This window comes from Paraburkholderia sp. RL17-373-BIF-A, assembly GCF_046030175.1.
Lineage (GTDB): Bacteria > Pseudomonadota > Gammaproteobacteria > Burkholderiales > Burkholderiaceae > Paraburkholderia.
In genome coordinates this window covers 1-22,436 of the sequence record NZ_JARESO010000078.1, presented here as the reverse complement: position 1 = coordinate 22,436, position 22,436 = coordinate 1, and the positions used below count along the sequence as shown (strand labels likewise).

17 protein-coding genes and 2 riboswitches are annotated in these 22,436 nt (G+C 64.2%); of the genes, 10 read left to right on the top strand and 7 right to left on the bottom strand.

Annotated features, from left to right (window positions below):
• Positions 1 to 779: 779 nt before the first annotated feature.
• A complete protein-coding gene (hpnJ, locus tag P0D80_RS43840; RefSeq protein ID WP_408182678.1) occupies positions 780 to 2,201 on the bottom strand; it encodes a hopanoid biosynthesis associated radical SAM protein HpnJ in 1,422 nt (473 codons plus the stop codon).
• Between the two features lie 627 nt (positions 2,202 to 2,828).
• Between hpnJ and P0D80_RS43835 the strand changes: the two genes are divergently transcribed.
• The 6 genes from P0D80_RS43835 (at position 2,829) to P0D80_RS43810 (ending at position 9,630) form a co-directional block, all read left to right on the top strand.
• Positions 2,829 to 3,170 carry a hypothetical protein gene (locus P0D80_RS43835; protein WP_132377041.1) on the top strand — a complete coding sequence of 114 codons (342 nt, stop codon included), beginning with the start codon at positions 2,829 to 2,831 and terminating at the stop codon, positions 3,168 to 3,170.
• A gap of 281 nt (positions 3,171 to 3,451) precedes the next feature.
• On the top strand, positions 3,452 to 3,727 hold the full coding sequence (locus tag P0D80_RS43830) for a hypothetical protein (protein ID WP_408293444.1): 276 nt from the start codon (positions 3,452 to 3,454) through the stop codon (positions 3,725 to 3,727).
• 475 nt (positions 3,728 to 4,202) lie between these two features.
• Complete coding sequence (locus tag P0D80_RS43825) at positions 4,203 to 4,940, top strand: response regulator transcription factor (protein WP_408182674.1); 738 nt, start codon at positions 4,203 to 4,205, stop codon at positions 4,938 to 4,940.
• Complete coding sequence (locus tag P0D80_RS43820) at positions 4,940 to 6,388, top strand: FecR family protein (protein ID WP_408293440.1); 1,449 nt, start codon at positions 4,940 to 4,942, stop codon at positions 6,386 to 6,388. Before P0D80_RS43825 ends, P0D80_RS43820 begins: the two co-directional genes overlap by 1 nt.
• A 66-nt stretch (positions 6,389 to 6,454) precedes the next feature.
• Positions 6,455 to 8,989, top strand: a complete 2,535-nt coding sequence (locus tag P0D80_RS43815; RefSeq protein ID WP_408293437.1) for a CHASE2 domain-containing protein — start codon at positions 6,455 to 6,457, stop codon at positions 8,987 to 8,989.
• Positions 8,986 to 9,630 (top strand): DUF4136 domain-containing protein, encoded by a 645-nt coding sequence (locus P0D80_RS43810; RefSeq protein WP_408293434.1) that lies wholly within the window; start codon positions 8,986 to 8,988, stop codon positions 9,628 to 9,630. Before P0D80_RS43815 ends, P0D80_RS43810 begins: the two co-directional genes overlap by 4 nt.
• Before the next feature lie 12 nt (positions 9,631 to 9,642).
• On the opposite strand, the gene bluB is transcribed toward P0D80_RS43810, so the two are convergent.
• The 5 genes from bluB to cobA are packed head-to-tail and all read right to left on the bottom strand — an operon-like array spanning position 9,643 to position 13,415.
• Positions 9,643 to 10,302, bottom strand: a complete 660-nt coding sequence (gene bluB / locus P0D80_RS43805) for a 5,6-dimethylbenzimidazole synthase (protein WP_132377047.1) — start codon at positions 10,300 to 10,302, stop codon at positions 9,643 to 9,645.
• Positions 10,286 to 11,584, bottom strand: a complete 1,299-nt coding sequence (locus tag P0D80_RS43800; RefSeq protein WP_408293431.1) for a cobyrinic acid a,c-diamide synthase CobB — start codon at positions 11,582 to 11,584, stop codon at positions 10,286 to 10,288. The genes bluB and P0D80_RS43800 overlap by 17 nt, the downstream gene beginning before the upstream one ends.
• A gap of 3 nt (positions 11,585 to 11,587) precedes the next feature.
• Positions 11,588 to 12,190 carry a cob(I)yrinic acid a,c-diamide adenosyltransferase gene (cobO, locus tag P0D80_RS43795; RefSeq protein WP_408293428.1) on the bottom strand — a complete coding sequence of 201 codons (603 nt, stop codon included), beginning with the start codon at positions 12,188 to 12,190 and terminating at the stop codon, positions 11,588 to 11,590.
• Positions 12,191 to 12,201: 11 nt separating this feature from the next.
• On the bottom strand, positions 12,202 to 12,645 hold the full coding sequence (locus P0D80_RS43790) for a cobalamin biosynthesis protein (protein WP_408293425.1): 444 nt from the start codon (positions 12,643 to 12,645) through the stop codon (positions 12,202 to 12,204).
• The gene (gene cobA / locus P0D80_RS43785) at positions 12,642 to 13,415 is read right to left on the bottom strand and encodes a uroporphyrinogen-III C-methyltransferase (RefSeq protein WP_408293464.1); all 774 of its coding nucleotides are present in this window, start codon (positions 13,413 to 13,415) and stop codon (positions 12,642 to 12,644) included. Before cobA ends, P0D80_RS43790 begins: the two co-directional genes overlap by 4 nt.
• Before the next feature lie 238 nt (positions 13,416 to 13,653).
• A riboswitch (cobalamin riboswitch) is annotated at positions 13,654 to 13,905 on the bottom strand.
• A 67-nt stretch (positions 13,906 to 13,972) separates the two neighbouring features.
• A riboswitch (cobalamin riboswitch) is annotated at positions 13,973 to 14,253 on the top strand.
• A gap of 199 nt (positions 14,254 to 14,452) precedes the next feature.
• On the opposite strand from cobA, the gene cobW reads away from it, so the two are divergent.
• The 4 genes from cobW (at position 14,453) to P0D80_RS43765 (ending at position 21,095) form a co-directional block, all read left to right on the top strand.
• Positions 14,453 to 15,544 (top strand): cobalamin biosynthesis protein CobW, encoded by a 1,092-nt coding sequence (cobW, locus tag P0D80_RS43780; RefSeq protein ID WP_408293422.1) that lies wholly within the window; start codon positions 14,453 to 14,455, stop codon positions 15,542 to 15,544.
• A gap of 6 nt (positions 15,545 to 15,550) precedes the next feature.
• A complete protein-coding gene (gene cobN / locus P0D80_RS43775) occupies positions 15,551 to 19,357 on the top strand; it encodes a cobaltochelatase subunit CobN (protein ID WP_408293419.1) in 3,807 nt (1,268 codons plus the stop codon).
• Positions 19,354 to 20,424 carry a magnesium chelatase ATPase subunit I gene (locus tag P0D80_RS43770; RefSeq protein WP_408182661.1) on the top strand — a complete coding sequence of 357 codons (1,071 nt, stop codon included), beginning with the start codon at positions 19,354 to 19,356 and terminating at the stop codon, positions 20,422 to 20,424. Before cobN ends, P0D80_RS43770 begins: the two co-directional genes overlap by 4 nt.
• A gap of 131 nt (positions 20,425 to 20,555) precedes the next feature.
• Positions 20,556 to 21,095, top strand: coding sequence for a vWA domain-containing protein (locus tag P0D80_RS43765; RefSeq protein WP_408293461.1), 540 nt, complete (start codon positions 20,556 to 20,558; stop codon positions 21,093 to 21,095).
• Between the two features lie 35 nt (positions 21,096 to 21,130).
• Here P0D80_RS43765 and P0D80_RS43760 read toward each other — a convergent pair whose 3' ends face one another.
• Positions 21,131 to 22,075, bottom strand: a complete 945-nt coding sequence (locus P0D80_RS43760; protein WP_408293416.1) for a flagellar brake protein — start codon at positions 22,073 to 22,075, stop codon at positions 21,131 to 21,133.
• Positions 22,076 to 22,436 lie beyond the last annotated feature (361 nt).

Genomic DNA, 22,436 nt, shown 5'->3' with positions numbered 1-22,436 from the left:
GTGGCACTGCGACCGTGGCTACGTTGTCGGCATTGCTGCTGATACTCGCTCGCACTACGTCCAGCAACTCGCGTATCTTCGCGCGGGGACGGGACACTCCGGTCACACGCGGCCACACCTATGCGTTTGTTCGACGCCTTATTGGTGAGAGTGTGGCTCAGGATTCTGCTGAGGGAGTGGAACATTCATCCCGGGCGACTCTGGACGTGGCTGCGGGGCCGTGGTCCTGTCTTCCCCGGAGCCGGAAGCAGAGGCTGGCGCCATCGCCGCAGGCGGGGTCGGCGCTACGGCAGCGCTAACAAGGAATCCAGCCGATGTAAGGAAGATTGCCGCTAATAACAAAAATTCCATGGTATTTGCCTCGCCAGTGTTAGTGACCCGTGCCGATGCGCGGGCCGGCATCCGCGCAACGCACTTGGTCATCTACACTCTCCTGCGACATGGCAGGTGCCAGCAATTACGCGGTACCGGTAACCTACCTCTGCCCCTTGCCGTTCAAATGACGTATGTCAAATTGTCCGTTCGACGAGACGCCCCGAGACAAAAAAGCACTGAGCGTGCAATCCGGTAGCCAGTTCGACCGGACGATCGTTGTGCCGCAGAGGCTTCCGAGCCGAGTGCGGGTCTGGCCGTAGAAAGCCGACCTGGATTCCCGACCGCGACCGCGACACGCTTCTTGTCACTTTAAGCGTGAGTCGGTCCGGGCAGTTGAGCCGACCCGTGCGATGTTCTTCCTGATGCCGGGCGGCCCATCATTCCGAGAAAGGTAGACCGGCGCCTCATGCCTTGCGTGCACGAAGATATCTGAAGAACTCTACGCCTTCCTGCAGGCGCCGTTTCATCATCTCCCAACTCACCAGCATCTCGCGGACGATTTCCCAGATCTTTGTTGGTCTGAAATAGAAGCGTTTATAGAACTCCTCAACGCCAACGTAGATCTCTTCGCGCGACAAATGCGGATAGCCAATCGTGGAAGCCTGGGTGCCTGCCGAATTGACGAGGGCGATGACCTTCCCTTCATTCAACCATCCGTTCTCCACTGCTTGCTTGTGAAGGACGGTTCCCGGATAGGGCGCGGCGAGTGACACCTGAATCGTGTGGGGATTGATCTCTTTCGCGTATTTGATCGTCTTCTCGATCGTTTCGTGCGTCTCGCCGGGAAGCCCAAGAATGAACGTGCCGTGGATCTTGATGCCGAGCTTGTGGCAATCGTCGCTGAACTGGCGGGCCATATCGGTCCGCAGGCCCTTTTTGACGTTCACGAGAATCTGATCGTCGCCGGATTCGTACCCGACGAGCAAGAGCCGCAGCCCATTCTCTTTCATCACTTTGAGGGTTGAATAGGGCACGTTCGCCTTGGCGTTGCACGACCACGTCACGCCTAACTTGCCGAGACCACGAGCGATCTCTTCGGCTCTCGGTCGGAGATCCGTAAAGGTATCGTCGTCGAACATGATCTCCTTGATTTCGGGCATGTTGTCCCTGATCCATTTCACTTCTTCGAGGACGTTCTCGACCGAGCGCGTGCGGTAGCGATGACCCCCAACCGTATGCGGCCAGAGGCAAAAGGTGCATCTGGATTTGCAGCCTCGCCCCGTGTAGAGCGACAGATACGGATGCTTGAGATAGCCGCTGAAGTAATTCTCCGGCGTTAGGTCGCGCTTATAGATGGGCGAGACGAACGGTAACTGGTCCATGTCTTCGAGAATCGGTCGGGCGTCGTTGTGCATGATCCCGCCATCCGGCAGACGATAGCTCAGTCCGAGAATCGATTTGAACGGGAGGCCCTGTGCGATCTCGCGACAAGTGAAGTCGAATTCTTCGCGGCACACGAAGTCGAGTGCGTCGCTCGCAGTCAGCGAGCCGTGAGGATCGACAGCGACTTTTGCACCGATCATCCCGATCAGGATCCGGGGCTTGCGCCGCTTCAGGTGCTCTGCAAATTGAACATCACTCTGGAACGATGGAGAACTTGTGTGAATGATTACCAGTTCGTATTTCTGAGCAATGTCGAGTGTCGTATCCAGCGACAGGTCATCTGCGGGAGCATCCACGACGCGGCTATCTTCAATCAGCGCAGCGGGCTGGACGAGCCACGTTGGATACCAGAATGATCGAATCTCGCGCTTCGTTTGGAAGCGTGAGCCCGCTCCGCCATCGAAGCCTTCAAATGAAGGTGCCTGCAGAAACAGCGTTTTCATGAATACCCTCGAAGAGAATAGTCCGCGTGGCCGGGATTAGTCACCCACTTGGACTCGCCAGGCATCGGCGATGTTCGCGAAGTGTTTCGAAGCCTTCAAAAAGATAACAATGATTAGGTAGTTGCTTTGGAAGTCGTCATCTCCTGTGCGCCCACGGAAACGGGCGTGCAGGGATTCGCCGCATCATCACATTTTCAGAGCCGCACAACAGTTGACGTGAAGTGGTGAGGCAGCGGCTATCGCTGGGGAGCACGAGGCGAATCAAGAATACTACGACTTGGCGCCTCGGCATGACGAAAAATCGATCTTTTAACCTGTCGATAGTTACAGTGCGATTACGTTGAAGGTGGAAGGTCGCATAAACCCGGTGTCGATGCTCAGCTAGCGAAACGCACACTTACAAGGCCACGCCCGCGGCGATCTTACGCCGTGTTTACCGTCATTAGCGATTCATCCTGTACTAGACTATTTCTGCGCCGCCCGAGACATCACCTCGGACATCAAGCGGTGTCCGGTGCTGCGTGCAGCACCGGGCCGTCGTCGAATCCCCTACGGACCGGCCAGCGGCAATAGCGGCACGGATCTGCGCGATCACAGCGCTTGCTGCTCCAGAGCGGGAGACGAACCATGACGCAAGAGCGAGTCAATACAGACGGTGTTCCTGTTGGCAACGGCGAGCGCATCAGCCCGGTCGAATTTTTACTGATGGCAGGCTTTCTTACGTATCGGGCTCCGCTGGCGCCGATCGCTGCCCGAGTTGCGGCCCGACGCGTTCTCGATGCCATACTCGGTGCTGCGGCAGCTCACGGTTTTGCAGATTCGGACGCTCTCGAGACGATGATGGCGTGCGCTGAAAAGTCTTCGCGCATGCGGAGCCTTGCGGAGCAGGCCACCGCCGCAGTCGGGGATACGGTCGCTTACCTGCACGTGATTCGCTGTGCCGGCGTAACGCTGGAGGTGGACCCGTAAACGCACGCTTCGACAAACGTCCACGCGTCAAGGCGTTTCTTCCTTTTGGGGGCTTGCCGTTCGTACGTCTCGCCGCGCACCGCGAGCAGCAACGCGTATGCAGCAGACCAGAAGTATGGAAGCAGAATCATCGAAGTCGCTGGATAGATCAGCGACAGCTAGGTTCGCCAAGTTTCATCTTGATGCGGTTCGCATAGGTGGGGCGATCTCTTAACCTTTCCAACAGACCGAAGGCCATCCCGCGAGTGACGGTTTCAGGAAGCTGGTCCAGAGTCGGCTCGATGGGGATGTCGAGCGCGTATCGGGTATTTGCCTGCACTGCGGGACTGGTGTTGTACGTGTCCGGCCAGATAGTCGGTGACGAGGCGCCGGACGGTATATGCACCAACACCATGTTTGGTGTCCGATGCGGCCGCGTGCGCTCTGGCACGACGTCGGTCGAGGGCGGGATCTTCGCCAGTGTCACGGATATTTCATTTTGCGTTCCGCTCGACGACCGCTGCGGCGATCTGCGTATTTCGATGTATATCTGCGGTGGCAGCCTCAATTCGGTTTAACAATCTTTAAACGATTTATTTTGAGACTGTTTCTATACTGACTCGCAAATTGTCAAATCGCCGTAACCTCAATGCGGGACGAGGCCTGAAAAGACAACGGCAAACGGGGCCAATTACCGTGCGAGCGAGACCAGCCGACCCGAACTACGATCCTTGCGGTCGATACCAATAAATAGCATCGCATAGCCGGACCGGATAGCGGCTTAATCGCATCCGGAAAACAGCGGCCGTTTTTCGATTATGATGAACTGCCCCCTTCGATACCCGGCGCGATAAAGCCAATCACGCGTCCCAATATCGAGACTGCGGCGGCAGGACCGGACCGGACAGGGCGTAAGGCAAAGGACCACTAGTCGAAAAATGTGCAGCCGAAGATGAAATTGGAAGCCGGATCGTCGGTGCTTTACGCCGTCATCCCGGTCATCTGCCGGCTAGCCGGCCACCAGTTACGAAGGATGTCGCGTTGCGGGGTGTTATGAGAATTGCTGTCCTGGATGACGATTCGGCTCAGGCCGACCTGGTTTGCCAAACGCTGTCGGCGGCGGGCCATATCTGTCACGCATACGGTGCGGGCCGCGAACTGGTGCGGCAGTTGCGGCGCCAGACGTTCGATCTGCTGGTGCTCGACTGGAACGTGCCCGACATGTCGGGCGAAGAGGTGCTGCGCTGGGTGCGCGAAAGCCTCTCCGAGCGCCTGCCGGTGCTGTTCATGACGAGCCGCGGCCGCGAAACCGACATCACGTCGATTCTCAACACGGGCGCGGACGACTATGTCGTCAAACCGGTGTCCGCCGCGGTCTTGCTGGCGCGCGTCGGCTCACTCCTGCGCCGCGCTTACCACCTCAAGCCGCCCGCGGCGAAGGAAGTCTTCGGCGAATTCGAATTCGATCTGGGCGCCAAGCATGTGGTGGTGCGCGGCACGGCAGTGGCCGTCACGCAGAAGGAATTCGAGCTTGCGCTCCTGCTGTTCCAGCATCTGAGCCGGCCGCTGTCGCGCGCGCACATTCTCGATGTGATCTGGAAGCAGGCAACCGACATTCCGTCGCGCACCATGGACACCCACGTGTCGATGCTGCGCAGCAAGCTCGGTCTGCGCCCCGAGCACGGTTATCGTCTGACGCCGATTTACGGTTATGGCTACCGGCTCGAGCGGGTCGATTCCGCCACGCCGCCGGCAGCAGCCGACGAACGCCCCGAAGCGGGGGAGGCGTGATGTTTTCCGTCGATGGAGCAGCGCGCGGCAGCGCGGTTTCGCCGGGCCGCCGCAGCGGTGCATGGCTGGCGGCCGTTGGCCTGCTCGCGATGACCTGTTTCGCGCCGGTGTCGGCGTCCGCGCAATCGCCGCGCGCACCGAAGCGTGCAAAAGCCGCTGCGCCGGAATACGTCTCGTATCTGACCCACGAAGGCGACACGCTCTACGACATCGCCGGCCGCTATATGCGCGATCCGAATGATTGGGCCGTGCTGAGCCGCCTGAATCATGTGCCCGCGCCACGCCGCATGCCGGCGGGCATCGCTTTGCTTCTGCCCGCCGGCAAGCTCAAACAGGAACAGGAGTCGGCCCGCGTGATCGCGACCAGCGGACCGGCCGAGCACGCGTTCGGCAAGAACCCCTACGTGCCGCTCGCGGAAGGCACGACCCTCGGCGAAGGCGACCGCGTCCGCACCGGGGACAACGGCTTTGTGACGCTGGAGTTGCCGGACGGCTCGCACGTCACCGTGGGGCAGAACGGCCTGCTGGATATCGGCACGCTGCGGCGCACCACACTGACCGGCGCCGGCGATCGCATGCTTGAACTGCGCAGCGGCGAAGTCGAAAGCCAGGTAACGCACGCGACGAAAAAGGACGACCGCTTTCAGATCCGCTCGCCGTCGGTCGTGGCGGGTGTGCGCGGCACGCGCTTCAAGGTCGCTTACGACGGCGACGCGCGAACCACCGCGGTCGAAGTGCTGGACGGCGCAGTTGGCGTCGACCCGGCGACGCTCGGCGGCCGTGCTTCGGCGCCGCTGCCCGGCGTGCCGCTGCAGAGCTCCGCGCAGCTCGTGAAGGCGCGCTTCGGCAGTGTGACGCGCTCGGGCGAAGCGATCGGCGGACCGGTCGAGTTGCTGCCCGCGCCGGCGCTTACGCAGCCGGCCAAAGTGCAGGACGGCAAGACCGTCGCGTTCGATCTCGTGCCGGCCGACCGTGCCGTGGCCTATCGCGTGCAAATCGCGCGCGACGCCGACCAGCTCGACCTGATCCGCGATCAGCGCGTCAGCGAGCCGCATGCGGATTTCGGCGACCTGGCCGACGGTACCTATTTCGTACGCATCGCCGCGATCGACTCCAACGGCCTCGAAGGCCTGCCGCAGGTGTACGCGTTCGAACGCCGCCAGCTCGGGCTGGCCGCGTCGGCGACGCAGCGGGCCGGCAGCCGCGACTATGAATTCCGCTGGTTCGTCAGCCGCGCCACGGTCGAAACACGCTTTCGTTTCGTGCTGGCGACCACGGCCGATCTGCGCCATCCGCTTGTGGACCGCACCGATCTGTCGGGCGGCCAACTGGTCGTAAGCGATCTGCCGGCCGGCGTCTATTACTGGACGATCGTCGCCGAGCAGTTCGAGAACGGCCGCTTCTACGAAAAGAGCAGCGCGGTGCGCTCGTTTACGCTTGCGCGCTGACGCTGGTAGATTCACGGGGCTGAGCCATGCATCAGCCCGCTTCCTGGCTTCGAACCAAGCAACCCTTTGCCGACCACACCTACGCGCCTGAGCCTCGATCCGCGCGCCCGTCTCGGACGGCGCGCCGGCCGCCGCTTCCTGATCGAATGGGTGGGCATCGGCTGTCTGGGCATCGTGGTGATTCTGCTCAGTTCGCTCGGCCGTCTGAGCGCGAGTGTCGATCAACTGGTCTACGACCGCTTTCTGAGCCTGCATGCGCAACCTTTGCTGCGCGATATCGTGGTGGTCGAAATCGACAACGCGAGCATCGCGCAACTCGGGCGCTGGCCGTGGCCGCGCAGTGTCCACGCGAAGCTGCTTGAACGGATCGCCAGCGCGAAGCCCGCCGCGGTGATCTACGACGTGCTGTTCACCGAGGCCAATCCGCAAGACGCCGAACTGGCCCGCGCCATCGCGATGAGTCCGACCTATCTGCCGGTATTGCTCACCGCAGCCGATGACGGCGGCCGCCGCGTCGTGGTCGAGCCGGTGGCGCCGCTCGCGCATGCGGCGGCGGGGCTCGGCCATATCAATCTCGAAGTCGACAGCGACGGCATCGTGCGCAGCGTCGCGCGGTACGAGGGCGGCGCCGATTCACGCTGGCCGCAATTGATGGTGCCGGTCGCCCAGGCGGCAGAGCTTGGCTCGCTCCATCTGAACGGCTGGCAGCGCAGCCATGCTTTGGCCGCGTCCGCATCCGCATCCGCATCCGCATCCGCATCCGCATCCGCAGTCGCAGCCGCAGCCGCAGCCGCAGCCGACGACGGCGGCGAAGGCCGCTTCCTGATCCCCTTCGGTCCGAACGCGCAGAACTATACCAAGCTGAGTTTCGTGCGCGTGCTCGCCGGCGACGTGACACCGGACCAGTTGCGCGGCCGCATCGTGTTGATCGGCGTGACCGCGTCGGGCTTGTACGACCGCTTCGCGACACCGGTGTCCGGCAAACTCGGCCCGCTGCCCGGCGTGTATATCCACGCGAACGTGCTCGATACGCTACTCACCGGCCGCGAAATCGAGCCGGTCTATCCGTGGATGCTGTTCGCAGCGTCGCTCGCGCCGCTTGCCGCGCTGCTGGCCGGATTTCTCGTGCTGTCGCCGCGCCGTTCGTTGCTGCTGACCGGCGCACTGTGTCTGCTCGCGGCGGCCGGCAGCGCGGCCTTGCTGTACGGCGCGCGGCTGTGGATGTCGCCGGTGCCGGCGATTCTGGGTCTCGTGACCGTCTATCCGATCTGGAACTGGCGGCGCCTCGAAATGACGATGGCGTATCTGCGCGGAGAACTGCAGCGCCTCGCCGACGAACCCCATCTGCTGCCGGAAACGCCGCAGCGCCGCCGCGAGTTCGGCGGCGACGTGCTGGAGCAGCACATGGCGCTGATGGCGCAGGCCGCGCAGCGCGTGCAGGACATGAAGCGTTTCGTGTGGGACAGCCTCGACAGCATGCCCGAGCCGATCCTCGTGAGCGACGTGCGTGGCGTCGTGCTGATCGCAAATCACGCCGCCAAGGCGCATTTCGCGCGGCTCGGCGCGCCGCTGCCCGAAGGCCGTTCGATGCAAGCCGTGCTGGGGAGCCTGACGCTCGTGAAGACGATCGACGGCGACGCGGCGTCGGATGCCGAAAACAATCTGCTCGCCCGCACGCACTGGCCGGCGCCGCTCGATCCGGCGCGCCACGAATTCGCCGCGCTGATGGCGCACGGCGTCGAGGTGCGCGACGCCCACGAGCGCGACCACTTGCTGCGCTACGCGAACTGCACCAACGAGCAGGGCGAGACCACCGGCTGGATCGCGGGCCTTGTCGACGTGTCGGCCTTGCATGCGGCCGAGCGTCAGCGGGAAGACGCGCTGCGGCTTCTGTCGCACGACATGCGCTCGCCGCAGGCGTCGATTCTGGCGCTGGTGGAGATCGAGCGCGCCCGCAGCGAGCCGGGGCTCGCGCGCGCCTTGCTGGAGCGCATCGAACGCTACGCGCAGCGCGCGCTCACGCTGGCCGACGATTTCGTGCAACTGGCGCGCGCCGAATCGCAAACCTATGTGCTCGAACCGGTGAGCCTGACCGAGTTGCTGATCGACGCCAGCGACGAAGTCTGGCCGCAGGCGCACGCCAAGCGCATCACGCTCCACACGGAGACTGGCGCCGACGACGACGGCCACTGGATCTGCGCCGACCGTTCGTTGATGACCCGCGCGCTCGTCAACATTCTGAACAACGCGGTCAAGTACAGTCCGCCGGATACGCGGATCGTGTGCAGCCTCGCGAGCCTGACGCCGAAGGGCGTGCCGGGCGCGGCCAGGCGCGTGTCGTGCACGATTAGCGATCAGGGCTACGGCATACCCAAAGAGGAGCAGGCGGGACTGTTCGAGCGCTTCCGGCGGTTTCACGAAACCGAGCGGCCGGAAGTGGGCGGCGCGGGGCTCGGCATGGCCTTCGTCAAGACGGTCGTCACGCGCCACGGCGGCGATGTCGAAGTGGCCAGCGAGCCCGGCCAGGGCACGGCATTTACGATCTGCTTACCGGTGCTCGAAGACGCGCAATCGGGCGCCTCGCTCGCGCCACGAACATGACATATGAATACGCACCCTATCGAAGCGAGAAGATGGTGAAAGCAATCCTGATCTGTGCCGCGCTGGCTGCGGCGAGTCTCACCGGTTGCGCGGGCCTGAGCGCCGACGTGCATACCGCCGACGCCGCGAACGCGACCGCCGCGCTGCAAGGCGAGCGGACTTACACGATGGCGCGCATGCCGTCGCAGGAGGCCAGTGCGGACCATCCGCAATTCGAAAGCCTGTTGGTGGACGAGTTGACGAAACAGGGCTTCGTCGAAACGACGGGGCAGTCCGGGCGTTATCTGCTTTCAGTGGCCTACGACACGCGCCGGGCGACGATCGGCGTCGGTGAAACAGGCTGCACGTCGGGCGACTGTGTTCGACCGCCCGAAACACCATTCTCGCTGTTCGGCGGCCCCGCGTATCAGCATGCGCTGACGCTGCGGTTTTTCGAGCGTGCGAGCGGACAGGAGGTCTACAAAGTCAGCGCGGTGAGCAACGACCGCGATGCGGATCCATTGCATGCCATGCCGACGCTCGTCAAAAGCGCGCTGGCCAGGTTGCCCTTCGATGCGCCGCCAGATTGGCGCGTGAAATTGCGCGCCGACGAGGCGAGCGGCGTGCCGAAAGTCATGTCGGTAAAGCCGCTTCAGCCGTAACGCGCGTCGAGATCATTCCGACGCATTGCTGTCTTCCGGCCAACGGTTTTCGAACACGCAGTCGGTAAGCGGCATGCGGCTCGCCCAGCGTTCGGTTTCCAGCATCGGCTCGCTATAAAACTGGTCGACGTGGCCCAGACACAGAATCGCCACGGGCCGCGCGCCCTCGGGCATGTGCAGCAGTTGGCGAACCACGTCGACGTCGAACAGCGACACCCAGCCCATGCCGAGACCCTCGGCGCGCGCGGCCAGCCACATGTTCTGGATCGCGCACGCCACCGACGCGAGGTCCATCTCCGGCAAGGTACGGCGCCCGAAGATGTGGCGCTCGCGGCCGTCCATCAGCGCCATCACCAGCAGCTCGCCGCAGTCCAGCATGCCTTCCACTTTCAGCTTCATGAACTCTTCGCGGCGTTTGCCGAGCGCGTCGGCGGTGGCGAGGCGTTCGTTCTCCACCGTGTCATGCAAAGCGGTCCGAAGCGCAGGATCGGTGATTCGCGCGATTCGCCACGGCTGCATGAAGCCGACGCTCGGCGCGTGATGAGCCGCGTCGAGCAGGCGCTGCAGCACGGCGGGGTCGACCGGGTCGCGCACGAAATGGCGCATGTCGCGGCGTTCGTAAATCGCGCGGTAGACGGCGTCGCGCTCGGAATCGTTAAAAGGCTTCGCCATGGAACAGGGCGGCCGTGAAGGCCGGGTTGGAGGGCCAATAAGCGTGCATGTAAGTCGCCACGATCGAGCCGGCGCGATAGACGGCCTCGCCCGGCGCGTCGCCCTGCGGCCGGGTAGCTGAACGCAGCGGCGTAAGCGAGGTGTTCAGCTTCGAGTAATGAAACGTATGGCCCGTCATCGGCCCGTGCAGGCTGTCGATCTGCTGCATGCCGAGCGCGGTGAAGCGCGTTTGCATCGTCGCGTGGCCGGGCAGCAGGCCGAGCATCGGTGTGGTCACGCCGTGCGTGTCGGTGAGTTGGTCGAGCAGATAGAGCATGCCGCCGCATTCGGCGACGAGCGGCTTGCCGGAGCTCGCGTGCGCGTGAATGCTTGCGCCGCTGCGGGTGTTGCCGGCCAGCGTGGCGGCGTGCAGTTCAGGGTAGCCGCCGGGAAGATACAAAGCGTCGGCGTGTTCCGGCAGTGCTTCGTCGGCGAGCGGCGAGAAGAAGGCGACTTGCGCGCCGAGTGCTTCCAGCAGCGCGATGTTGGCCGGATAGATGAACGAGAACGCGGCGTCGCGCGCAATCGCAATCGTCTTGCCTTCCAGCAGGCGCGGCAGGACGTCCGATAAGGGCGCGCCGAATTCGACAGGCGGTGGCAGTTCGGCGAGCGCGGTGCGGCCTAGAGTGTCAGCGGCACGATCCAGGCGCGCGTCGAGATCGTCGATTTCGTCCGCCTGATGCAAGCCGAGGTGACGATCGGGCAGCGCGATTTCATCGCTGGCGGCAATGTGTCCGCACCAACGCAACTCCGGCGGCAACGCTTCTTCGAGCATCTGCGCATGCCGCGCGGAGCCGACGCGATTGGCGAGCACGCCGTAAAACGGCACCTGCGGCCGGAATTGCGCGAGACCGAAGGCGACCGCGCCGAAGGTCTGCGCCATCGCCTTCGCCGAAATCACCGCGAGCACCGGCACGCCGAACGTGGTGGCGAGATCGGCGCTGCTCGGCGTGCCGTCGAACAGACCCATCACGCCTTCGATCAGGATCAGATCGGCTTCGGCGGCCGCTTGCGCGAGCAGCGTGCGGCAGGCGGCTTCGCCCACCATCCATAGATCGAGTGAGAGCACGGGCGCGCCGCTCGCGCGCGCCAGAATCATCGGATCGAGAAAGTCCGGTCCGGTCTTGAAGACGCGCACGCGTCGCCCCAGCCGCCGATGGTAGCGCGCGAGACCCGCCGTGATCGTGGTCTTGCCTTGGCCCGACGCGGGCGCGCTGATGAACAGGGCGGGGCACGCGGCCATCGCTCAGAACTCCACGCCGCGCTGCGCTTTCACGCCTTGCTCGCGATACGGATGCTTGACGATGCGCATTTCGGTGACGAGATCGGCGGCTTCGATCAACGCGTCCGGCGCGTGGCGGCCGGTCACCACCACATGCAGCATGGGCGCGCGCGCGGTCAGCACCGCGAGGACTTCGTCGAGCGGCAGGTATTCGTACTTGAGCACCGTGTTCAACTCGTCGAGGATCACCATCTGGTAATCGCCGCTCTCGATCATGCGGCGCGCTTCGTTCCAGCCTTTGCGGGCGGTCGCGATGTCGGCGTCGCGGTTCTGCGTGTTCCAGGTGTAGCCGTCGCCCATCGTGACGAAATCGCAGTTGGCGATTGCGCCGAGAAAGTCGCGCTCCGACGTGTGCAGCGCGCCCTTGATGAACTGCACGACGCCGAGGCGCATGCCGTGGCCGAGCACGCGCACGGCCATGCCGAATGCGGCGGTGGTTTTGCCTTTGCCGGTGCCGGTGTTGACGATCAGCAGGCCTTTTTCGACGGTGGCGTTGGCCTGTTTTTTCTCGTGGCCTTCGCGGCGACGCTCGGTCATGCGTTGATGCGATTCGGGATCGGTCTTCATGGCAGGTCCTGTTACTGAGTGTCGTTGTTCGGGTGTTCACTATCGGCGTGCGCGGCGCTCGAAGCAATCGCCACGGTGACGCCGGCATGGACGGTTTTGCGCACGACGAGGCGGGCTCGATCCGCATTGAGCGCGCCGGGTTCGCCGAGCCCGGCAGTCGCGCCGAGCAGCGCACACGGCTCGCAAACACCGTCCACGCCGAGATGCTCGCGCACCGCCGCCGAAGGCTCCGCCACGGGCATCGACGCGATCTGATCAAGGCTGAAGAATGTCAGCGGCAGCGCATGACGTGCGCAAAATTCGAGCAGGCCCGTTTCGTGGGCTTTGGTATCGAGCGAGGCCACGCTGCGGATTTCGTCGAACGAATGCGCGCCGAGCGCGGCGCGCACCGCGGCTTCGATCTGCGCAGCCGGGCTGTGCAAACGGCAACCGATGCCGACGCTCAGCGTTTTCATTGCGTATCCGTTCCGTCTGCGGGCGGCGTTGCAGCGTCGGCCTGCGCCGCCGCGCGCTCCAAGGCTAGCGACGCCACACCGCCGATCACCACGATCGCCGGCGAGCCGAGCCCGGCGCGCGCGACGGTGTCGGCGAATTCGTCGAGCCGCGCGAGCGCATGGCGTTGCTCGGGACGCGTGGCCGATTCGATCGCCGCGCACGGCGTGTCGGCGCTCATGCCGGCCGCGAGCAACGCGCCGACGATATCGTTGAGCCGCCGCATGCCCATGTAGATCACGAGCGTCATGCGGGTGGCCGCGAGCGCGGCCCAGTCCGGCTCGCCGCTGCCCGCGCCGTGTCCGGTGACGAACACCACGCCCTGCGCGTGATCGCGATGCGTGACGGGAATGCCGATCGCCGCGGGCGCCGCGATTCCCGCAGTAATGCCGTTGATGACTTCCACCTCGATGCCCGCCGCGTGCAGTGCCTGCTGTTCTTCGCCGCCACGGCCGAATACGAACGGATCGCCGCCTTTCAAACGCGCGACGCTGCGCCCGGCCCGCACATGTTCGAGCAACTGCGCGACGATGCCGTCCTGCGGCGTGGATGGATGGCCGCCGCGTTTGCCGACGTAGACGACGAGCGCGTCGGCGCGCGCGAACTGCAGCACCTCGGGATTCACCAGATCGTCGACCAGCACCACGTCGGCCTGCGCCAATGCACGGGTGGCCTTGATGGTCATGAGTTCGACGTCGCCGGGGCCGGCGCCGATCAGCCAGGCGCGGGTCATCGCGGCGTGCATGGCGAGCGCCATGTCGTGACAAGCGGAAAGGGGTAAAGCGCGGACGGTCGCCAGGCGGCGGACTTTGGGGTCATGCGGTACGACGGATTCAGGCACGGCGCAATGTGTGGCGCGTAGCGATTCCAGCCGGAATCCGCATACGTGGACACACTATGTCGTGCTTCAGCGCCTTCACATCCGTCCCTCGCGGATTCCGGCTGCCGGCGGCGCGATGTTGCCCTGAGGTTCGCCGCCTCCGCGTCTGGCCGGTATCCGGGCTGGCGGCCTCATGCGCTTTGCCTTCCCGTCCACATTCGCTGGAATGTGCTGGACAGTGGCATCGAAAAAACGCATGCGCGGCGCAAGACAACTCAAGATTGCGCCGCAGGTCGCTTACCGTTGCGGGGACAGCACAGGTTGAGCGCATGGAGCGCCGCCTGTTTCCCGTTTAACTGCACACGCGAATGCATGTGCGGGCACCAAACGCGCGCATACGATAGCACATGGCGCCCCGCCCGATAAGCGCTTGCGGCTTGCGGTTCCTTGACGGCACCGGGCCGCGGGCCTACACTCGCACGCACTTTGGTGCTCGTATGCGCGCTCGTGCGCATGCAGTTAAACGGGAAACAGGGTGCCCACCTGCCATGGATCGGGTCAACCTGTGCTGCCCCCGCAACGGTAAGCGAAATGTGGTGCTAAGTTCAGTTCATTAGCGCCGCGGAGCCGGCTTCGATGTCCACGCGCAAGGCCGCGTCGGCATATCACCACTGGGCGAGAAATCACTCGCCCGGGAAGGGGAAGCGGCGCTTTCGCCAGCCCGGATACCGGCCAGAATACGAAGGACGAACGCCGCGGGGATGCGGCGCTGCGTTCATGACCTCATTCCCGCTTTCTGTTTTTCTGTTGTCGCGGCAACGCCGTCGTTCGTCCCCGTGTTTTGTTATCGTCGTGGCTGGCCGGGCCTGTGCCTCGTTTTGCCCGGCGTAGGCAGATGGCCATACAGACACAGCGGCGTGCGCGTGCAACTCCTACGGATGGACCTCACGATGCAAACTCAAATGCGCAAGATCCCCGTCACCATCGTCACGGGCTTTCTCGGCAGCGGCAAGACCACGCTGCTGCGGCATATTCTTCAGCATGCGGGCGGCAAGCGCATCGCGGTGATCGTCAACGAGTTCGGCGAACTCGGCATCGACGGGGAAATCCTCAAGGGTTGCGGCATAGGTTGCGATGAAAACGGTGTCGAAACCGAAGGCCAACTGTATGAACTCGCGAACGGCTGCTTGTGCTGCACCGTGCAGGAAGAGTTTTTTCCGGTGATGGAAAAGCTCGTGGAACGCCGCGATCAGATCGATCACGTGCTGATCGAGACGTCGGGTCTCGCGTTGCCGAAGCCGCTGGTGCAGGCCTTCAACTGGCCGCAGATCAAGAACAGTTTCACCGTCGATGCCGTGGTCACCGTGGTGGACGGCCCGGCCGCCGCGAGCGGTCAGTTTGCCGACAACCCCGTCGCCGTGGATGCGCAACGCAAGGCCGATCCGAATCTCGATCACGAGTCGCCGTTGCACGAACTGTTTGAAGATCAGTTGTCCGCGGCCGATCTGGTGATTCTGAACAAGACGGATTTGCTCGACGACGCGCAGCAAAGCGCGGTTGAAGTGTTGCTCCGCGAGGAGATTCCGCCGCAAGTGAAGATCGTGCGCGCGCACATGGGGCAACTCGATCTGCACACGTTGCTGGGCCTCGAAGCGGCCTCGGAAGACACGATCCACTTGCGCCACGATCACCACGGTTCCGCCGACGACGCCGACCACCATCATGACGAATTCGACTCGGTGGTCGTGCAGGCGAATGTGTCGTCGCGCGAAGCGGTGATCGCTGCGTTGCAGCGTCTGGTCGAAACGAACACGATTTACCGCGTCAAAGGTTTCGCGGCGCTGCCGGGCGCGGCGATGCGTCTCGTGATCCAGGGCGTGGGCCGGCGCTTCGACAGCTATTTCGATCGACGCTGGCAGGCCGGCGAAAGCGGCCCGAGCCGCTTCGTGCTGATCGGCGAGGATCTCGATCAGGCCGCGTTGCAGCGCGCGTTCGACGCGGCGCTCGGCGTGCCGTCGAGCGCCGAAACGCAACAGGCGTAAGCGCTCATGCATCTGCTGCGTACCACGCCCGGCGGTTTTGTCGACGATACGCAAGGCGTGATCCGTATCGATCAGCAGCCCGCGGATATCGTGGTGCTCAGCTCCGCCGATACCACGCTGTCGCTGCTGGCGAGCGTTTTTCCGCGCCTGGGTGAGGGCTTCCCGAGCGTGCGGCTCGCGAACGTCACGTATTTGCGGCAATCGGCGTCGGTCGATTTCTATGTCGAAGACGTCTTGCAGCATGCACGCGTGGTGGTGGTCGATCACCTCGGCGGCGAGGCGTATTGGCCTTACGGCATCGAGCAGGTGGTGGCGCTCGCCGAGCGCAAGCAGCAGACGCTCGCGATGTTTTCCGGCGATCTGCAGGAAGATCCGAACCTGCTCGCGCGCAGCACCGCGAGCGCCGATCTGTGCCATCAGCTGTGGCGCTATCTGCGTGAAGGCGGCCCACAAAATGCCGAGGCGTTCCTGCGCTGTATCGCGCACCGTGTCTGCGGGTGGGGACGCGAACCGGCGCCGCCGCGCGCGTTGCCCGCCGCGACGCTCTACCATCCCGAGCGTGACACGCCGACGGTTGCCGATTGGCAGGCGCGCTGGCGGCGGGACGCGCCGGTCGCGGCGATCCTGTTCTACAAGGCGCATCTGCAGGCGGCCAATACGGCCGTGTTCGATGCGCTGATCGACGCGCTCGAATCGCAAGGTCTGAATCCGCTGCCGATCGCGATTACTTCGCTGAAAGATGCGATGAGCCGAGACGTCGTGCAGTCGCTGTGCGCGCAGCACGAGGTCGCGTTGGTGCTGAACACGACCGCCTTCGCCGCGTCCGCGATCGACGACCCCGAGCCACTTGCGCTCGCCGGCGACGCTCCGGTGTTCCAGGTGATCCTGAGCGGCGGCAATCGCGAGGATTGGGTCAAGGACAATCAAGGCCTCAATTCGCGCGATATCGCCATGCATATCGCGCTTCCGGAAGTGGATGGCCGCATCATCACGCGCGCGATCAGTTTCAAGGGACTCGCGTACCGTTGTCCTCACACTCAGGTCGACGTGGTGCGTTATCAGCCTGACGCCGAACGAGTGGGCTTTCTCGCTGAACTGAGCCGGCGCTGGTGCCGTCTGCGTTCATTCGATAACGCGGACAAGAAACTCGCGCTGATCCTCGCCAACTATCCGATGAGCGAAGGGCGCATCGGCAATGGCGTGGGCCTCGATACGCCCGCCTCGGTGGTCGGCATTCTGTCGATGCTGCGCGCCGAGGGCTATCGTCTCACCGACTTGCCCGCGAACGGCGACGCGTTGTTGAAGAAGCTCACCGAAGGCGTGACCAACGATCCGGTCGTGCGCGATCTGCGTCCCGCGCTGCAAAGCCTCGCGCTCGACGACTATCTCGGGCACTTCAATGCGTTGCCCGCCGAGGCGCGCCAGGCGCTGAACGCGCGTTGGGGTACGCCCGAACAGGACCCGACGCTGCGACGCGGCCGCTTCATGATCGCGGGCTGGCGCTGCGGACAGGTGTTCGTCGGCATTCAACCGTCGCGTTCGCGCGAACAGGGCGACTACGCGAGCTATCACGACGCCGAACTCGTGCCGCCGCATGCGTATCTGGCGTTCTATTTCTGGTTGCGTCACCAGTTCGGCATCGACGCAGTCGTGCATGTCGGCAAGCACGGCAATCTGGAATGGCTGCCCGGCAAGAGCGTCGCGTTGAGCGATGCCTGCTGGCCCGATCTGATTCTCGGGCCGATGCCGCATCTGTATCCATTCATCGTCAACGATCCGGGCGAGGGCAGCCAGGCAAAACGCCGCGCGCAGGCCGTCATCATCGATCACCTGATGCCGCCGCTCACGCGCGCCGAAAGTTACGGACCCTTGCAGGATCTCGAGCGCCAGGTCGACGAATATTATGAAGCGCTGATGGTCGACCCGCGCCGCTCGAAGCTGTTGCGGCGCACGATTCTGGCGACCATCGTCGAACATAAGCTGCATGAGGAGCTGAGTCTCGCGGCGCCGAACGGGCAGGACGATGAAGACGCGCTGCTCACGCGCGTCGATGCGTGGTTGTGCGAGTTGAAGGAGGCGCAGATTCGCGATGGCTTGCATACGTTCGGGCAATCGCCTGATGGCGTGCAGCGGCGCGATACGTTGCTGGCGTTGGGGCGTTTTCCGGTCGGCGACGGCCAAGGCGGCAAGGCCGGTTTGATCGACGCGCTGGCGCGTGATCTGCGGATGGATCATCTGTTCGATCCGCTGTCGGTGGACTGGTCGGCGGCGTGGGATGGGCCGCGTCCCGATGTGCTGCAGCGCGTGAGCGATGCGCCGTGGCGGCACTGTGGCGATACGCGGGAACGGTTGGAGTTGCTGGCGGCCGAGTTGCTACGTGATGTGTGTGGCGATCGAACGGACGCATCGGTAGCGCCGTTTTATGCGGCCGGCTTGCCGCAAGCGGAGCAGGTGATCGAGCGTCTGCGTAACGACGTGTTGCCACGGCTCGACGCTTGTGGTCCGCAGGAAATACTTCAATTGAAGCGTGGCCTCGAAGGGCGTTTCGTGCCGCCGGGGCCGAGCGGTTCGCCATCGCGTGGCCGGCCCGACGTGCTGCCCACCGGCCGCAATTTCTATTCGGTCGACACGCGCGCAGTTCCCACGCAAGCCGCCTGGTCGCTCGGCTTGAAATCGGCCCAGCAGTTGATCGAACGGCACTTGCAGGAGAAAGGCGACTATCCGCGCGCCATTGGGCTTTCCGTCTGGGGTACCGCGACCATGCGCACGGGCGGCGACGATATCGCCCAGGCGCTCGCGTTGCTCGGCGTGCGGCCGAAGTGGGCGCCGGGCAGCCATCGCGTGACCGATTTCGAAATCATGCCGATCGAGGCGTTCGACCGACCGCGTATCGACGTCACCCTGCGGGTGTCCGGTTTCTTCCGCGACGCCTTCGCCAACGTCATGCATCTGTTCGACGCCGCCGTGCAGGCCGTCGCCGAACTCGACGAACCCGAGGACGTGAATCCGATTCGCGCACGCGTGCTGCGCGAACGCGATGCGTTGATCGCGCGCGGCATGGATGCCGCCGAAGCGCGCAAGCGCGCCGGCTGGCGCGTGTTCAGCGCGCGGCCCGGCGCATATGGCGCGGGTCTGCAGGACATGATCGATTCGCAGCAATGGCAGACCGACGCCGATCTCGCGAACGCGTATCAGGCGTGGGGCGGTTACGCGTACACGCAAAAGAACTCGGGCGAAGAAGCTCGCCACGCGTTCGGCACGCGCCTCGCCGCGATGGACGTGGTGCTGCAGAACCAGGACAACCGCGAGCACGACCTGCTCGATTCGAACGACTACTACCAGTTTCAGGGCGGCATGGTTGCGGCGGTGCGGCATCTGGCTGGCGATCAGCCGAGCGTGTATCACGCCGACCACAGCAATCCGGCCGCGCCGCGCGTGCGTACGCTGCATGAGGAGATCGCGCGCGTGATCCGCTCGCGCGTGGTCAATCCGAAATGGCTGGATGGCGTGAAGCGTCACGGCTACAAGGGCGCGGCTGAAATCGCCGCGACCGTCGATTATCTGTATGGCTACGATGCGACCGCGCGCGTGATCGCCGATCATCAATATGCGCTCGTGACCGATGCCTATCTGAACGATGCGGACACCCGTGAGTTCTTGCAGCGGCATAACCCGCACGCGTTGCATTCGATTTGCGAGCGTCTGCTCGAAGCCATGCAGCGCGGTTTGTGGCAGGCGCCCGGCGACTATCGCGCGCAAGTCGAACAGCATCTGCTCGCGAGCGAGCAGCAGATCGAAGGAATGCAAACATGAATCCAGCGATGAGTGCGGGCGCCGCGCGGCCGGCTTTTCCCTTTGCCGCGCTGATCGGGCAGGCGCCGTTGCAGCAGGCGCTGCTGCTGGCCGCCATCGATCCGGGCTTAAGCGGCGTGCTGGTCACGGGGCCGCGCGGCACGGCGAAATCGACCGCGGCGCGCGCGCTGGCTGAGTTGTTGCCGCAAGGGCAACTGGTGAATCTGCCGCTTGGCGCCAGCGAAGATCGTTTGATCGGCACGCTCGATATCGAAACCGTGTTGCGCGACGGCTCGGTGCGCTTCTCGCCCGGTCTGCTCGCGAAAGCGCACCACGGCGTGCTGTATGTGGACGAAATCAATCTACTGCCCGACGCACTCGTCGATGCCTTGCTCGACGCGGCTGCGAGCGGCGTGAATACCGTCGAGCGCGATGGCGTCTCGCATAGCCATGACGCGAGCTTCGTGCTGATCGGCACGATGAATCCTGAAGAGGGTGAACTGCGGCCGCAATTGATCGACCGTTTCGGCTTGATGGTCGAGTTGCAGAACTGCTTCGAGCCGCGCGTGCGTCAGGCGATCGTGAAGGCACGGCTGGCGTTCGATCTGGATCCGCAGGGTTTTCGTGCGGACTATGCGCAGCAGCAGGCGGCTTATATCGAGCAGATTCGAGCGGCGCGCGAAGCGCTGCCGCAACTCGCGTTCGACGACGCCGTGCATGCGCATGTCAGCGAGCTGTGCATCGGCGCCGCCGTGGATGGCCTGCGCGCCGATCTCGTGATGCTGCGCGCGGCGCGCGCGTTGGCGGCGCTCGAACAGGCGGCCGCGGTGACGGCCGAGCATGTCGATCGGGTGGCTGAGGCGGTGTTGGTTCATCGGCGCCATGTTCGGGAGTCGCAGGCCGAAGGCGATGCGCGTAAGCGTGACGCCGAGCGGGAGGCTTCTTCCGATAGCCGTGCTTCATCTGCGGAAGGAAATGCGCCGCCGGCCGCCGCTACCGGCGATAGCGATTGGGGCTACCTCGCGCCCGAACCGGCCGGTACCACGCACGTCAAAGGCGTCATACCGCTTAACGTAAAAAAACGCTGAGCCATCGGAAGGGCGCCGCCGCTGACTCGCGCAGCGGTTTTCGATGGCGGCAAGGCGCGGGCGCGGGTGCGCGCGGCCGCTTGAGCGGGGAACCGCGCAAGCGCATCGACTGGCCGCCGACACTCGCCGCGATGCGCCAGGACGCGCTGCGCGCCGAGCATCTGCGTTTCGTGCGCGAGGCGCCGCGCGGCGGTGTGCTGCATTGCTTCGTACTCGATTGCTCCGGCTCCATGCTGGCCGGGCAGCGCCTCGCACTTGCCAAGGGACTGCTGATCGCCTTGTTCGATCGCGCGAGCGCCGCGCGTGCCGAGGCGGCGTTGGTCTGTTTCGGCGGCGCCGGTGCGGATGTGCGTTTCGGCCCAGCTGTGCCCCGCTGGTGGAACGAGCGGTGGCTGAGGCCCGTGGGCGGCGGAGGCGGCACGCCGTTGACGGCGGGCGTCCGGCGAGCAACCGAACTGCTGGAGCGCAGCGCGCGCCGCAAGCCCGGGCAGCAACGCTGGTTGTGGATTCTGACCGATGGTCGTACGCGTGACATGCCGGCGCGGCCGCTCGATGTGGACGAAGTCGTATTCGTCGATTTCGAGCGCGAGGCGATCCGGTTGGGACGTTGCGAAATGCTCGCCGATGCGTGGGGCGCGCGGCGTTTCACGCCGGAAGAACTGATGGGCTGAGCGGCGCGTGAGGCGTTTCGCTCTCGGGCCTGCGCTTATTTCAGACCGCTCGACCAATACACCACGTCGTCCTGGCGGTCGAACACGAAGACTTTCATCGCCATCTGCTGGGACGCGTCGAGCTGATCGAGTTCGAGCCCGTGAGTCGAAGGCTCGCCGGGGCCGCCGCCTTTCTGCACGTTGCGGATTACCGCCGTGGTTTCGATCTCCGTGTCGAGATCCTTCGATTTCAAGCGGAACGCAACGCGCAAGCGGTCGCCGACGGCGCCCAGCGTCCACGAGGCGTCCAGCGACATGCCGAGTGCGCTGATGCCTCTCGCGAGTCCGAGGCCCTCATACGATTCCCCGCTTTGACCGATGCCGAAACGCACTGCGAGGTGCGCGCGGACGCGGATCGACTTGCGTTCGCGCAGGCGGCGGATCACGCCCGGCTTCGACAGCACGACGTAGTCGAACGGCGTGCGGCAAATCGCTTCGATCGTGCAGACGAAACGAAACACCGCATGGCTGGCGATTGCGACGATTTCGATGTTTTCGCCGACGCCCAGCGGGAGCATGCGGCCTTCGTGCATCGGCGGAGTGACGAAGAGCGAAAGATTCGGCGCGAAACCGATGATGCGGCATGGATGCATGGGCGCGCCGCTGCCGAGCTGCGAGCGTACACCGATCAATGCACCGATTTCCAGATGCATGTCCTTGAGCGTCAGTTCGCCGTTGGGATCCGCTTGTGGCTCTGCCTGGGGCGGCGGTTGCGTGGCCACGCCCACCAGGTCGCCGCGCTGCGGACGGAAGTGCCCGAACAGGAATTTGCGCTCGTCCGTGGTTGCCAGGATGGTGCCGCTGGCGAAAAGGAGCGTGCCGTCGGCGTCGACGATCGGCCAGTCGAGGGGCGTGCCTACCGGCACCTTCTCCGGATTCAGAGCTGGCATTTGGGCTGCGAGTGAGGTTTCCTCGACGTGTTCCTCAACTGGGTTATCCATGGTCGGCGGCCATTTAAGTGACAGGATATCTTGGTTGACGGCTGGCGAGAGGGAAACTTTAGGTTTTAGCGGCGCGGCCGGCTTTCCAGTTCTTGCGACGCTTCTTTCGAGTGTGCGCCGGATGGGTCTCGTGGCTCTCTATATGGTAAGGAGGCTGGTTTGGCTGGTTTGGCTGGTTGGCAGCGGGGAGGTGCGGTCGCTGATCACGGTCTGGCCGTCGCGAGCACGATTGCCTCATGATCGGCCAATTAGATCGGATGGCTAACTAATTTGACGGCGTTGTGGTGGTGGTCTGTTTCGGTGTCTCTCAACTTTCTGAAAAATATTGCGCGAAGGGGTTGACGACCTGTCGCTCGCTCTC